Origin of the sequence: Aeromonas caviae (assembly GCF_000819785.1) — a bacterium.
Classification (GTDB): domain Bacteria; phylum Pseudomonadota; class Gammaproteobacteria; order Enterobacterales; family Aeromonadaceae; genus Aeromonas; species Aeromonas caviae.
This window is the reverse complement of sequence record NZ_CDBK01000080.1, coordinates 109939-123700: the sequence shown is the minus strand read 5'-3', so window position 1 is coordinate 123700 and position 13762 is coordinate 109939. Positions and strand designations below refer to the sequence as shown.

The following is a 13762-nucleotide window of genomic DNA, read 5'->3' as shown; positions in this document are numbered from 1 at the left end:
GGCCCAGGTTGCGCGACAGGGTCAGCAGCCCGGCCACGGCGCCCCGGCTCGCCCCCTCCGTCTCCCCCACCACGGCGCTGTTGTTGGCGGTCTGGAACAGGGCATAACCGGCGGTGAGCAGCAGGATGGGCAGCAGGTAGCCGAGGGGCCCGAGCGCCCTGTCCAGCAGGGCCAGCAAGACGGCGGCCACCACCATGAGCCCCATGCCGAGGCGCACCACAGGGGTCGCCCCCACCCTGTCCACCAACCAGCCAGCGGGCATGCCGGACAGCGCCGCCAGCAGGGGGCCCATGGAGATCATCAGCCCCACCGTCCCCATGTCGAGGGCAAAGGCGCCGTGCAGGTAGAAAGGACCGATCAGCAGCGTCGCCACCATGACGCTGGCCACCAGCGCACTGGCGATGATCCCGCCTCTTCGCTTGGACGCCCCCAACAGCGCCAGGGGCAGCAGGGGGCGACGGGCGCCCGAGTCGGCACGCACGAAGAGCACCATGGCGACGAGCGCCCCTATCCCCGGCCAGACCCCGAGTGGGCTGCCCCGGGTCAGTGCCAGCCCGTAGCAGAGCAGCACCGTCACCAGCAGCAACAGACTGGTGAGCGGGAGGCCTCCCTCGGCAGAGCCCGCCTCATCCCGGGGCAGGTCGCACCAGGCACACCCCAGCGCCAGCAACGTCAGGGGGAGCAGCAGCAGGAAGGGAGCCTGCCAGCCAAATCCGCCGATCAACAGGCCGCCAAAGGAGGGGCCGAGCGCCGTGCCGCAGGCCGACAGGGTGCCGAGCAATCCCATGCTCCAGCCCCGTCGAGCTGGCGGCACCAGCTCTCCTGCCATGGCCAGCGAGAGCACCAGCATGCAGGCCGCACCCGCCCCTTGCAGGGTGCGAGCGGCAATGAGCCAGCCAATGGAAGGGGCCAGGGCGCACAGCAGGGAAGCCAGCGCGAAGACCCCGGTCCCCCAGAGCAGCACGCGACGCCGCCCCAGACGATCGCCGAGCCGGCCCGCCACCACCGTCAGACTGGTGATCCCAAGCAGGTAGGCCACCAGCACCCATTGCAGGCTGGCGAAGGGCACGCCGAAGTCCTGCCCCAGGGCAGGCAGCACCAGGTTGGCCATGCTGCCCGCCAGCATGGGCAGCAGGGTGGCGAGCCCGAGCCCCGCGAGACCAAGACGGCGCGTCACGGGAGGGGAAACAAGAAGTGGTGTGGACATGGCAGTCTCTCCGGCAAGTGATGATGCACTCAGGCTAGCGGGGGAGATGACAAGGCGGAAGACGCATGGATTGCAGCTTATAGTTGCATCAGGCGCCATATGAAGAGACGGCAACTCGGGTATCATGAAGGGGTCGGCCCGTCAGGCGCCGCCTGCGAGGAGACGACCATGACCCCGGATTTCAACCTGCTGATCACCCTGGATGCCCTGCTGGAAGAGGGCAGTGTGGCGGGCGCCGCCAGACGGCTAGGCCTGAGTGCTTCCGCCATGAGCCGGGCCCTGGCAAGGCTGCGGGAGACCACGGGGGATCCGCTGCTGGTGCGGGCGGGACGCGGCCTGATCCCCACCCCCCGGGCGCAGATCCTGCGGGATGAGGTCGCCCGCCTGGTTCAGGAGACCCGGGCCGTGCTACGCCCCCAGCAGGAAGTAGACCCGGCGAGCCTGGAGCGCACCTTCCGCCTGCGATCCAGCGACGGCTTCGTGGAGGCGGTGGGCCCCGCCCTGCTGGCGCGCCTCGCCGTCGAGGCCCCCGGGGTGCGGCTGCACTTTCTGGCCAAACCCGACAAGGAGAGCGGCCCCCTGCGCCGTGGCGAGCTGGACTTCGAGACCGGGGTCATCGGCACCACCACGGCCCCTGAGCTGCGCACCCAGGCCCTGTTCCAGGACCACTTCGTCGCCGTGGTGCACCCGGACCACCCCCTCTGCGACGGCACCCTGACCGTGGCGCGCTATGCCGCCGCACGCCACGTGCTGGTCTCCCGCCGGGGCCAGCCTCACAGCCCCATCGACGAGATCCTCGCAGGCCAGGGGAGGCGGCGCACCATCACCACCCTGGTTCCCGGGTTTGCGACGGCGCTGGCCCTGGTCAGGGAGAGCAATCTGGTGGCAACGGTGCCGCACCTGCACTGCGCCAGCCTGCTCGGCGATCTGGTCACCCTGCCCCTGCCCTTCGCTCTGCCAGGGATCCGGGTCGCCCTGCTCTGGCACCCCAGTCAGGATGCCGATCCGGGCCACCGCTGGCTGCGCGCCCTGATACGGGACACCTGTGCCCGGCCCCCCTATCACACCGGGGCCACCGACACCCCCTGACCGGGTCAGGCAGCTCCCGGCTCCATCACCAGCCTCTTGTGGCCCGGGCACCCGCACCCGGGACCAGAAGCGCCTTTCACCATCCCGTCACACCGACATGCCTGTGGCTTGGGCACAAGCGGTGGATCCTTCCCCCTGCCGGACGGGGATCACGGCCCCTCAGAGCGGGGCGGATCACATTGCGGGCAAAAAGATCCTATCGCCCGCTTCCGCATTTTTTATACGGTCGTATAATTGCGTACAAAATGCATACACCAGGAGCGCCAGCCAGATGCACCCCACCCGTCAGAAACTGCTCGATACCGGCCTCGCCATCGCCACCGAGAAGGGGCTGCGCGGCCTGACGGTGCGCGAGCTGGCGGCGGCGGCCGAGGTGAACCTCGGCTCCTTCGTCTACCACTTCGGCAACCGCGACGCCTTTATCGACGAGCTGGTGGAGCTCTGGTACGCCCCCCTCTATGACGAGCTCAAGGCCGTGGCAGCCAAAGGCTCCTACCCCTCTGCCATCGCCATGTTCGAGGCCACCATGGAGGCGCTGATCGGGCTGGTGGCGCGCCAGCGCGGCTTCATCAACCACCTGTTTGGCGATGCGCTGGCGGGGGAAGGGGCGGCCCAGCGCTTTCTGCTCAGCCTGCCGCGCCGTCACCCCCTGCTGCTGATCGAGCAGGTACGGATGGCGCAGGCGGAAGGGTCGCTGGTCGCGGGTCACCCGCTCCAGCTGATGATCTTCATCATGGGGTCGGTCGGCCTGCCGCTGGTGATCGCCGGCAGCGGTCGCCAGCTCGGCTGGCTGCCCGAACAGGCCGCCCCCTTTCTCGCCCAGATAGACAACCCCGAGGCCGCCAGACAGCGGCTGGTATGGGCACTGCGCGGCCTGCGCCCCACCGACATGAAAGAAGGAGAAGCGGCATGAAACAACGCATTGCAATCCTGGCCCTGCTGCTAACCGTTATCGGCGGCTACCTCTGGTGGCAGGGGCGCCCAGCCGACGGCTCCATCCTCTACGGCAATGTCGACATTCGCGACGTCAATCTGGCCTTTCGGGTCGGCGGCCGCGTCGATCAGGTGCTGGTCGATGAGGGAGATAGCGTGAAAGCCGGTCAACTGCTGGCCCGCCTGGATCCGGCGCCCCTCACCCACAGCCGCGACAGCGCCCGCGCCAATCTGGCTGCACTCACTGCCGCCAACGCCCTGATGCACAAAGGCTATCGCAGCGAAGAGACCGACCGCGCCCGGGCCGCACTGGCCGCCGCCGAGGCCGCTGCGCTGGAGGCCGACCAGCAGTGGCGCCGCCAGAGCGCATTGGCCGCCACCGGCGCTATCTCCCGCGGTCAGCTCGATACTGCCCGCTCCCAGCGGGATCAGACCCAGGCGCAGGTGCGCTCGGCACGCGAACAGCTCGCCCAGCTCGAAACCGGCTACCGCCCGGAGGAAATCGCCCAGTCCGATGCCCAGCTGGAAGGGGCCAAAGCGGCGCTCGCCAGTGCCGAACTGGCGCTGGCAGATGCCAGCCTGACCGCCCCCAGCGACGGCATCATCATCAGTCGCGCCATCGAGAACGGCAGCATGGTGCAGAGCGGAGTGACCGCCTTCAACCTCTCCCTGACCGCGCCAGTCTGGGTGCGCGCCTATGTGGAGGAGCCCTGGCTCGGCCACTTCCCGAGCGGCGCCAAAGTGACCCTCAACACCGACTCGCGGCCGGATCAGCCCTATCACGGGGTGGTGGGTTTTGTCTCGCCCACCGCCGAGTTCACCCCGAAATCGGTGGAAACCCCGGACCTGCGCACCCACCTCGTCTACCGGCTGCGCATCGTGGTGCAGGATCCCGACCCGGCCCTGCGCCAGGGGATGCCGGTCACCGTCAGGCTGGCTCCATGAGCTGCGCCATCTCCCTCGAGGGGCTCACCAAATGCTTTGGCGAGCGGGTCGCCCTCAACGCCATCTCGGCCACCATTCCGGCCGGTGGCATTACCGGACTGGTGGGCCCCGACGGCGCGGGCAAGAGCACTTTGCTGCGCCTGCTGGCCGGTCTGCTGATCCCCGAAGCGGGCACCATCCGGGTGCTGGGGCTGGACCCGGTGAGCGAGGGGGATCTGTTGCGTCAGCGCCTCGGCTACATGCCCCAGCAGTTCGGCCTCTACGAGGATCTCAGCGTGCTGGAGAACCTCACCCTCTACGCTGACTTGCGCGGCGTACTGGAGCTCGAACGCACACCCACCTTCGCGCGGCTGCTCGCCTTCACCGACCTTGCCCGCTTCACCACGCGACCGGCAGGCAAGCTCTCTGGCGGGATGAAGCAGAAGCTCGGGCTGGCCTGCGCCCTGCTCGGCACCCCGGATGTGCTGCTGCTCGACGAACCGGGGGTCGGGGTCGATCCCATCTCCCGCCGCGCCCTCTGGCAGATGGTGCGCGAGCTGGCCAAGGGGGGGATGACGGTGCTCTGGAGTACCGCCTATCTCGATGAGGCGGAGCTGTGCGACCACGTGCTGCTGATGGCGGATGGCGAGGTGCGCACCAGCGGCACGCCGGCCGATCTGATGGGGGCCATGGCCAGCCGCTGCTGGCTACTGGAGGCGGGGCAACTGGATGGCCGCGAGCGGCGCGCCCTGCTGCGCCGGGCACTGGCTCACCCGGCGGTGATGGATGGCGCGGTGGCGGGGGAGCGGGTTCGCCTGCTGCTGCACCCGGGCATGACGCCCCCACCGCTGGCAGAGCTGCATCTCGCCAACGGCGCCTTTCAACCGGCCCAGCCCCGGTTGGAGGATGCCTTTATCGACCTGCTCGGCGGCGGCCCCGGCGGTGAGTCGAGTCTGGCAACCGGGATGCGCGAAGCGGAACTGCCGCAGGGGGTCTCCCCCGAGGCGGTGATCGAGGCGCGCCACCTCACCAAGCGCTTCGGCGATTTTGCCGCCACCGATGACGTCAGCTTTGCGGTGCGCCGCGGCGAGATCTTCGGCCTGCTCGGCCCCAACGGGGCGGGCAAGTCCACCACCTTCAAGATGGAGTGCGGCCTGCTGCGCCCGAGCGAGGGACAGGCGCTGGTGACCGGCATCGATCTGGCCCACAGCCCCTCGGCAGCGCGCCAGCGTCTCGGCTACATGGCGCAGAAGTTCTCCCTCTACAAGCAGCTCACCGTGGCCCAGAACCTCTCCTTCTTCGCCGGTATCTACGGCCTGTTCGGCCGCCACCAGCAGACGCGGATCGACGCCATGGTGACTGCCTTTGCCCTCGCCCCTTGGCTCGATCAGAAGGCGGAATCCCTGCCGCTCGGCCTGCGCCAGCGCTTATCGCTCGCCTGCGCCCTGCTGCACGAGCCGCCGCTGCTGTTTCTCGACGAGCCCACCTCCGGGGTCGATCCGGTGACCCGGCGCGAGTTCTGGTCGCACATCAACGCGCTAGCCGACCACGGCGTCACCGTGCTGGTCACCACCCACTTTATGGATGAGGCGGAGTATTGCGACCGCATTGCCCTCATCTATCGCGGCAAGCTGCTGGCCCTCGGCACTCCGGACGATCTCAAGGGGCTGGCCGCCAAAGAGGCGGCGACCTCTTTGCCAACCGGCGCCTTGCAGACCTGTTCTTTGCCAACAATGGAAGAGGCCTTTATCACCCTGGTCGAGCGGGCCAGCGAGGAGGACGCATGAGCATCAACCGTCGACGACTGCTGGCCCTCTGCCGCAAGGAGTCGCTGCAAATCGTCCGTGACCCGAGCAGCATTCTCATCGCCTTCATCATGCCGGTGGTGCTGCTGGTGGTGATGGGCTACGCCATCAATCTGGATGTGGACCATCTGCGCCTCGGCATCTGGCGCACCGACAGCGGCGCCCCGGCGGTGCGGCTGGAGCAGGCCCTGCGCGGCTCTACCGCACTGGAGATCCACAGCGGCCCGAGCAAGGAGTCCCTGCTCGCCAGTCTGGCCCGTGGCGAGATCCGCGGCCTGCTGATGATCGATGACGGCTTCTCCCGCGCGCTGGCCGGTCAGGCCAATGGCACGCCGCAGGCGCTGCTGCTGACCGACGGCTCCGAGCCCAACACCGCCAACTTCGTCACCAACTATGTGCAGGGGATCTGGCAGGGATGGCTCGCTGGCGAGGGGGTCGCCATGCCGGTGTCGATAGAGAGCCGCGCCTGGTTCAACCCGGCGCTGGTGAGCCGCAACTTTCTGGTGCCGGGCTCCATTGCGGTGGTGATGACCATCATAGGGGCCCTGCTCACCTCGCTGGTGGTGGCGCGGGAGTGGGAGCGCGGCACCATGGAGGCGCTGCTCGCCACCCCGGTCACCAAGGGGGAGCTGCTGCTCTCCAAGCTGCTGCCCTACTATGGCCTTGGCATCATTGCCATGCTGCTCTGCCTGCTCTTCTCGGTGGCGGTGATGGGCGTGCCATGGCGCGGCTCCCTGCTGCTGCTCTTTCTGGTCACCAGCGTTTTTCTCGGCAGCGCCCTCGGGCTCGGGCTGTTCCTCTCCACCGTGATGCGCAGCCAGTTCAACGCCGCACAGGCGGCGCTGATCGCCGCGTTTCTGCCCGCGGTGATGCTGTCGGGCTTCGTGTTCGAGATCGCCAGCATGCCACCGCTGCTTCGGGCCATCACCCACCTCATTCCGGCCCGCTACTTCGCGAGCTCCCTGCAGACCCTCTATCAGGCGGGCAGCGTCTTCTCGATCCTGCTGGTCAACGGTTTCTGTCTGCTGCTGCTGGCCGGTTTCTGGCTGGCCCTGACCGCCCGCAAGACGCGGCGCACTCTGGAGTAACCCATGCTGATCCGACTCTGGTGGCTGATCCGAAAAGAGCTGCAAGCCCTGATGGGCAATACTCAGGGGCGCTTTCTGCTCATCATGCCGGTGCTGCTGCAAACCGCCCTCTTCCCGTTCGCCGCCACTCTGGAGGTGACCGGCAACACGCTGGCCATCTACAACCAGGATGGCGGTGCCCAGAGCCGCGAGCTGCTGGAGCGCCTCACCCATATGCCCGCCTTCACCACCGTCATGCCGGTGCAAGGCGAGGCGGGCATGACCCGGGCCATCACCGGACAGCAGGCGCTGCTCGGGCTGATTATTCCGGGGGATTTTTCGCGCCGGCTGGCGCGGGGCGAACCGGCCAAGGTGCAGCTGATTATCGATGGCCGTCGCTCCAACGGCGGTCAGGTGGCGGCGGGCTACATCAGTCAGGTGATCGCCCGCTGGCAAAGTGAGGGCAAGGGGCAACCCGAGCTGGCGGTACGCAACCTCTACAACCCCAATGTCGAGTTCCACTGGCATATCCTGCCGGCGCTGGTGGCCATCATCACCACCACCGGCTGTCTTATCGTCACCGCCCTCTCGGTCGCGCGGGAGCGGGAGGAGGGCACCTTCGATCAACTGCTGGTTTCCCCCCTCACCGCAGGCTGGATCATGGCGGGCAAGGCGGTGCCCGGCATCCTGGTGGCGGTGGGGCAAGGGTGCATAGTCGCGCTGGCCGCCCGCTTCGTCTTTCACCTCCCCTTTGCCAGCAGCCTCAGCCTGCTGATGGCGGGCATGGTCTGCTACGGGCTGGCACTGGCCGGGATCGGGCTCTTCATCTCGTCGTTCTGCTCGACCCAGCAGCAGGCCTTTCTCGGGGTCTTCTCCTTCACCGTCCCGGCGGTAATCCTCTCGGGCTACATCTCACCGGTGGAGAACATGCCGCAGGTGTTCCAGTGGCTGGCGGCCATCGACCCCCTCACCCACTTCATCGTGCTGCTCAAGGGGGTCTTTTTGAAGGGGTTAGACTGGTCGGCCGCCTGGCCCCTGCTCTGGCCGCTGCTCGCCATCGCCGGCGTCACCCTGTCGCTGGCGCTCGCCATGTTCCGCCGCCATATTGCCTGACGCGCCACCTTGTTCAGCTGATGCCGGTCTCGCCCAGCGCGAGGCCGGCCTTTTCCGCCAGAAGTTTTCACTCCCCGGCAGTTGGTAAACCGGGCTTTCCCTCCACCATCCCTCACCCCGAGCCAGCCCAGAAATCATTAACTGGTATACCTATTTTTGTATAGTGTTGAATTTTCTCGAATTACCCCTGAGGAGATATATAAATAGACACTTGATTTGCATCAATCGCCCACCCCTGCCGACTGGGTAGCCTAGCCCCAGAATGATGTTTTATTACTCCAAACTTGAGGCAACTATGAGCAAAGTCAGACTGGTCGTTGTGGGCAACGGCATGGTGGGGCACCGCTTCATCGAAGAGCTGATCGAGCGGGCCGATCCGGGCCGCTACGAGATCACCGTCTTCGGTGCAGAACCCCGTCCCGCCTACGATCGCGTCCATCTCTCCTCCTACTTCTCCCACCACACCAGCGAAGATCTCTCCCTCGTCAAACCCGGTTTCTACGACAAGCACGGCATCCGCCTGCTGCTCGGCGAAGCGGTGAAAAAAATCGACAGGGCCAACCGCGAAGTGCACTCCAACAAGGGCACTGTGGTCGAGTACGACAAGCTGGTACTGGCCACCGGCTCCTACCCCTGGGTGCCGCCCATCCAGGGCAGTCAACACCACGAGTGCTTCGTCTACCGCACCATCGAGGATCTGAAAGCCATCCGCAGCGCCGCCAAGAGCGGCAAGAGCGGGGTGGTGATCGGGGGTGGCCTGCTTGGCCTCGAAGCCGCCGGCGCCCTCAAGGCGCTGGGTCTCGAGACCCACGTGGTGGAGTTTGCTCCGGTGCTGATGGCCGAGCAGCTCGACGGTCAGGGCGGCCAGCTGCTGCGCCGCAAGATTGAATCCATGGGCGTGCAGGTACACACCAGCAAGAGCACCAGCGAGATCCTGATGCATGGCGGCGAGCAGGCGAAACACCGCCTCGCCTTCGCTGACGGCAGCCAACTGGAAGTAGACGTGGTGGTCTTCTCCACCGGCATTCGCCCGCAAGATACCCTGGGCCGCTACGGTGATCTCGCCATCGCCGAGCGCGGCGGCATCGTCATCGACGATCACTGCCTCACCTCAGACCCCGACATCTATGCCATCGGCGAGTGCGCCGCCTGGCAGGGCCGCTTCTTCGGCCTGGTGGCGCCGGGCTACAAGATGGCCCAGATCACCGTCGACCATCTGCTCGGCGGCGACAGCCGTTTCGAAGGGGCGGACATGAGCGCCAAGCTCAAGCTGCTCGGCGTCTCCGTCGGCTCCATCGGTGATGCCCACGGCCGCACCCCGGGCAGCCACAGCTATGTGTTCCAGGACGATCAGGCCGGCGTCTACAAGAAGATCGTGGTGAGCGAAGACAACCGTCGATTGCTCGGCGCCGTGCTGGTGGGTGACGTGGAAGATTACGGCAACCTGCTGCAGATGATGCTCAACGCCCTGCCGCTGCCGAGCCACCCGGATACCCTGATCCTGCCCACCTACGCCGGTGCCAAGCCGACCCTGGGGGTAGATGCCCTGCCGGAAAGCGCCCAGATCTGCTCCTGCTTCGACGTCTCCAAGGGCGACATCGCCAAGGCGGTGGCCGAAGGTCACACCACCCTTGCCGCCATCAAGCAGCACACCAAGGCCGGTACCGGCTGCGGCGGCTGTGTGCCGCTCATCAGTCAGGTGCTCAACGCCGAGCTGGTGAAGCAGGGCATCGAGGTCAACAACCACCTCTGCGCCCACTTCCCCCACTCCCGTCAGGAGCTGTTCCATCTGGTCAAGGTGGAGGGGATCAGGAGCTTCGACGAGCTGCTGGCCAAGCACGGTCAGGGCTATGGCTGCGAGGTGTGCAAACCGACCGTCGGCTCCATCCTCGCCTCCTGCTGGAACGAGCATGTGCTGAGCCCGCGCAATATCCCGCTGCAGGACACCAACGACATCTTCCTCGGCAATATGCAGAAGGACGGCAGCTACTCCGTCATCCCGCGCATGGCCGGTGGTGAAGTGACTCCGGAAGGGCTGCTGGCGGTGGCCGAAGTGGCCCGCGACTACAAGCTCTACACCAAGATCACCGGCGCCCAGCGCATCGGTCTGTTCGGGGCCCAGAAGGATGATCTGCCCGCCATCTGGCGCAAGCTGCTGGCGGCGGGTTTCGAGACCGGTCAGGCCTACGCCAAGGCACTGCGCATGGCCAAAACCTGCGTCGGCAGCACCTGGTGCCGCTTCGGCGTGCAGGACAGCGTCGGCCTCGGGGTCTTCCTCGAGAACCGCTACAAGGGCATTCGCACCCCCCACAAGATGAAGTTCGGCGTCTCCGGCTGTACCCGCGAATGTGCGGAAGCGCAGGGCAAGGATGTTGGCATCATCGCCACCGACGCGGGCTGGAACCTCTATGTGGGCGGCAACGGCGGCATGAAGCCGCGCCACGCCGATCTGCTGGCTTCTGACCTCGACCGCGAGACCCTCATCAAGCTGATCGACCGCTTTATGATGTTCTACGTCACCAGCGCCGACAAACTGCAGCGCACCTCGGTCTGGCTCGGCAATCTGGAAGGGGGCGTCGACTACCTGCGCGAGGTGATCGTCGACGACAAGCTGGGGCTGGCCGAGACGCTGGAGCGCGATATCCAGACCCTCATCGACAGCTACGAGTGCGAATGGTCGCGCACCCTCAACGAAGAGGAAGCGTTGCAGCGCTTCAGCCACTTCATCAACAGCGACAAGCGCGATCCGGACGTTCAGTTCGTCAGCGAGCGCGACCAGCACCGACCGGCGACCCCGGCCGAGCGCATCCCCGTCTACCAGATCGAGGTGGAAACCAAATGATGAAACTTGCCTGCCAACTCAACGACATCCTGCCGGGAACCGGAGTCTGCGCTCTGATCGAGGGTCGTCAGATCGCTCTGTTCCGCCCGAGCGCGGCGGCCGAGGTGTTCGCCATCGACAACCGGGATCCCTTCTTCGCCGCCAACGTGCTGTCGCGGGGCCTGATCTGCGAACACGACGGTGATCTCTGGGTGGCCAGCCCCCTCAAGAAGCAGCGCTTTCGCCTGAGCGACGGCCACTGCTTCGACAACCCCGCTATGTCGGTACAGAGCTACCCCGTTGAAGTGCGCGACCAGCAGGTCTGGGTCGCCGTCTAACACCAGACCCCACCCCGGCCCTCCCCTTCACAGGGGAGGGAGCAAAAAGCCCCTCCCCCTTGACAAGGGGGAGGCAGGGAGGGGGTTAAAAAACAGTCAGGGCTGCCCGCGGGCGGCCCTCTTGAAGGAAACAAAAATGTATACCGAAACCATCAACAAGTGCGCCGCCAACGCGGCCCGCATCAACCGCTTCGAGCGCAGCGACAAGCTCGGCTTCTGGCTCAGCTCCGCCATGGCGGGGGCCTATGTGGGCCTCGGCATCATCCTCATCTTCACCCTCGGCAATCTGGTGGATCCCGCCATCCGGCCGCTGGTGATGGGGGCCACCTTCGGCATCGCCCTGACCCTGGTGATCATCGCTGGCTCCGAGCTGTTCACCGGCCACACCATGTTCCTCACCTTCGGGGTGAAGACCGGCAAGATTTCCATGGGGGATCTGCTGCGCATCCTGCCGCAGACCTGGGCGGGCAACCTGATTGGCTCCGTCGTGGTGGCGCTGATCTACTCCTACGGCGGCAGCCTGCTGCCGGACGCAGGCAGTCTGGCCCACAAGGTGGCGCTGGCCAAGACCCAGGCACCGGCGCTGACCCTGTTTATGAAGGGGATCCTCTGCAACTGGCTGGTCTGCCTCGCCATCTGGATGGCGCTGCGCACCGAAGGGGCCGCCCGCTTCATCGCCATCTGGTGGTGCCTGCTCGCCTTCATCGCCTCCGGCTACGAGCACTCGGTCGCCAACATGACCCTGTTCGCCCTCTCCTGGTTCGGTGCCCATTCCGAGGCCTACACCCTGGGTGGCATCGGCCACAACCTGCTGTGGGTGACCCTGGGCAACACCGTCTCCGGCGCTCTCTTTATGGGCCTCGGCTACTGGTATGCCACCCCCAAGGCTGAGCGCCCGGTTGCAGTGAGCGAGACCACCAGCACCGCCAACCAGACCCAAACCGCCTGATCAGGAGGCCCCATGGACTACTTGCCCATCTTTTGCCGACTCGACAACAAACCCGTGCTGCTGGTCGGCGGCGGCGAGGTAGCGGAGCGCAAGGCGCGCCTGCTGCTGGATGCCGGTGCCCAGCTCACAGTAGTAGCGCCCGATCTCGACCCCGAGCTGGCGGAACTGGCTGCCAACGGTAGCATCGAGTGGCTGGCCGGTGAATTCGCGCCGCAGCAACTGACGGGCAAGTGGCTGGTGGTGGCCGCCACCGATCGGCGCGAGGTGAATGCACTGGTCTACCAGAGCGCCAATCAGGCGCGGATCTTTGCCAACGTCGTGGATGACCCGAAACGCTCCAGCTTCATCATGCCGTCGATCATCGATCGCTCGCCCCTGATGGTGGCCATCTCCTCCGGTGGCAAGGCCCCGGTGCTGGCCCGTCTGCTGCGGGAAAAACTCGAAGCCCTGCTGCCCCAGCATCTGGGGGCCGTGGCGACCTTCGCCGGCAGCCTGCGGGAGCGGGTCAAGGCGCGCTTCGCCATCATGGGAGAACGGCGCCGCTTCTGGGAACGGCTGCTCGGAGCGGACCGGCTCGGGCAGGCGCTGGCACGGGGCGATCACGCTTCGGCCAATCAGCTGGCCGACAATCTGTTTGCCGACGAAAGCCAGACCGGTGGCGAGGTGGTGCTGGTCGGTGCCGGCCCCGGCGATCCGGGTCTGCTCACCCTGCACGCCCTGCGCCACATGCAGCAGGCCGACGTGGTGGTCTATGACCGGCTGGTCTCGGACGAGGTGATGGCACTGGTGCGCCGCGACGCCAAGCGCATCTTCGTCGGCAAGCAGGCGGGCAACCACTGCGTGCCGCAGGAGGGGATCAACCAGCTCTTGCTGGAGGAGGCGAAGAAGGGCCAGCGGGTGGTGCGGCTTAAGGGGGGCGACCCCTTTATCTTCGGCCGTGGCGGCGAGGAGCTGGAGACGCTGGTCGGCAGCGGCATCGGTTTTCAGGTGGTGCCGGGGATCACTGCGGCCAGCGGCTGCGCCGCCTACGCCGGTATTCCGCTGACCCACCGCGATCACGCCCAGAGCGTGCGTTTCGTCACCGCCCACGGCAAGGGTGGCGCTCAGGATCTCGACTGGCCGCTGCTGGCCAAAGATCGGCAAACACTGGTCTTCTATATGGGGCTCTCATCCTGCGCCACCATCCGCGAGCAGCTGCTGGCCCACGGCAAGGCGATCAACACCCCGGTGGCGCTGATCGAGCGCGGCACCCAGCCGAGCCAGCGGGTCATTCGCGGCACCCTCGATGAGCTGCCCGCGCTGGCAGTGGGGGTCGAGAGCCCTGCCCTCATCATGGTGGGCTCGGTGGTGACCCTGGCGGACCAGCTTGCCTGGTTCGGGCAAGGATGCGCCGCAGACGCGGCCCTGGCCTCGGCCTGATCGCTGCATCCATTCCAACGCCACCCTCGGGTGGCGTTTCTTTTTCTGCATTTACTGTCATAACCTCTTGTTTTGAGTCTGGTATCCTATGGGGTGT

11 protein-coding genes are annotated in these 13762 nt (G+C 66.5%); 10 read left to right on the top strand and 1 reads right to left on the bottom strand.

Annotation, left to right across the window (positions count from 1 at the left end; all coding sequences use genetic code 11):
• Window positions 1-1207 (bottom strand): MFS transporter (locus BN1120_RS13375; RefSeq protein ID WP_042016471.1); only part of this gene is annotated, 1207 nt, incomplete at its 3' end.
• Between the two features lie 168 nt (window positions 1208-1375).
• Between BN1120_RS13375 and BN1120_RS13370 the strand changes: the two genes are divergently transcribed.
• From BN1120_RS13370 to cysG, 10 genes are all read left to right on the top strand, one after another.
• Complete coding sequence (locus BN1120_RS13370) at window positions 1376-2296, top strand: LysR family transcriptional regulator (protein WP_042016461.1); 921 nt, start codon at window positions 1376-1378, stop codon at window positions 2294-2296.
• A 271-nt stretch (window positions 2297-2567) separates the two neighbouring features.
• Window positions 2568-3209 carry a TetR/AcrR family transcriptional regulator gene (locus tag BN1120_RS13365; protein ID WP_042016460.1) on the top strand — a complete coding sequence of 214 codons (642 nt, stop codon included), beginning with the start codon at window positions 2568-2570 and terminating at the stop codon, window positions 3207-3209.
• On the top strand, window positions 3206-4174 hold the full coding sequence (hlyD, locus tag BN1120_RS13360; RefSeq protein ID WP_042016458.1) for a secretion protein HlyD: 969 nt from the start codon (window positions 3206-3208) through the stop codon (window positions 4172-4174). The genes BN1120_RS13365 and hlyD overlap by 4 nt, the downstream gene beginning before the upstream one ends.
• A complete protein-coding gene (locus BN1120_RS13355) occupies window positions 4171-5940 on the top strand; it encodes an ATP-binding cassette domain-containing protein (RefSeq protein WP_042016457.1) in 1770 nt (589 codons plus the stop codon). The genes hlyD and BN1120_RS13355 overlap by 4 nt, the downstream gene beginning before the upstream one ends.
• Complete coding sequence (locus BN1120_RS13350) at window positions 5937-7046, top strand: ABC transporter permease (RefSeq protein WP_042016456.1); 1110 nt, start codon at window positions 5937-5939, stop codon at window positions 7044-7046. The genes BN1120_RS13355 and BN1120_RS13350 overlap by 4 nt, the downstream gene beginning before the upstream one ends.
• A gap of 3 nt (window positions 7047-7049) precedes the next feature.
• Window positions 7050-8138 (top strand): ABC transporter permease, encoded by a 1089-nt coding sequence (locus BN1120_RS13345; RefSeq protein WP_042016455.1) that lies wholly within the window; start codon window positions 7050-7052, stop codon window positions 8136-8138.
• 295 nt (window positions 8139-8433) lie between these two features.
• On the top strand, window positions 8434-10980 hold the full coding sequence (nirB, locus tag BN1120_RS13340; protein WP_042016453.1) for a nitrite reductase large subunit NirB: 2547 nt from the start codon (window positions 8434-8436) through the stop codon (window positions 10978-10980).
• Window positions 10980-11297 (top strand): nitrite reductase small subunit NirD, encoded by a 318-nt coding sequence (gene nirD, locus BN1120_RS13335; protein ID WP_042016469.1) that lies wholly within the window; start codon window positions 10980-10982, stop codon window positions 11295-11297. The genes nirB and nirD overlap by 1 nt, the downstream gene beginning before the upstream one ends.
• Window positions 11298-11433: 136 nt before the next feature.
• Window positions 11434-12246: a nitrite transporter NirC gene (gene nirC, locus BN1120_RS13330; RefSeq protein WP_042016451.1), complete on the top strand. Its 813-nt coding sequence runs from the start codon at window positions 11434-11436 to the stop codon at window positions 12244-12246.
• A gap of 12 nt (window positions 12247-12258) precedes the next feature.
• On the top strand, window positions 12259-13665 hold the full coding sequence (gene cysG, locus BN1120_RS13325) for a siroheme synthase CysG (protein ID WP_042016449.1): 1407 nt from the start codon (window positions 12259-12261) through the stop codon (window positions 13663-13665).
• Window positions 13666-13762 lie beyond the last annotated feature (97 nt).

What these genes read in the sequence shown, in the direction of transcription:
- BN1120_RS13370 (WP_042016461.1), top strand. Translation starts at nt 1,376, where the DNA reads ATGACCCCGGATTTCAACCTGCTGATCACCCTGGATGCCCTGCTGGAA.
- BN1120_RS13365 (WP_042016460.1), top strand. Translation starts at nt 2,568, where the DNA reads ATGCACCCCACCCGTCAGAAACTGCTCGATACCGGCCTCGCCATCGCC.
- hlyD (WP_042016458.1), top strand. Translation starts at nt 3,206, where the DNA reads ATGAAACAACGCATTGCAATCCTGGCCCTGCTGCTAACCGTTATCGGC.
- BN1120_RS13355 (WP_042016457.1), top strand. Translation starts at nt 4,171, where the DNA reads ATGAGCTGCGCCATCTCCCTCGAGGGGCTCACCAAATGCTTTGGCGAG.
- BN1120_RS13350 (WP_042016456.1), top strand. Translation starts at nt 5,937, where the DNA reads ATGAGCATCAACCGTCGACGACTGCTGGCCCTCTGCCGCAAGGAGTCG.
- BN1120_RS13345 (WP_042016455.1), top strand. Translation starts at nt 7,050, where the DNA reads ATGCTGATCCGACTCTGGTGGCTGATCCGAAAAGAGCTGCAAGCCCTG.
- nirB (WP_042016453.1), top strand. Translation starts at nt 8,434, where the DNA reads ATGAGCAAAGTCAGACTGGTCGTTGTGGGCAACGGCATGGTGGGGCAC.
- nirD (WP_042016469.1), top strand. Translation starts at nt 10,980, where the DNA reads ATGAAACTTGCCTGCCAACTCAACGACATCCTGCCGGGAACCGGAGTC.
- nirC (WP_042016451.1), top strand. Translation starts at nt 11,434, where the DNA reads ATGTATACCGAAACCATCAACAAGTGCGCCGCCAACGCGGCCCGCATC.
- cysG (WP_042016449.1), top strand. Translation starts at nt 12,259, where the DNA reads ATGGACTACTTGCCCATCTTTTGCCGACTCGACAACAAACCCGTGCTG.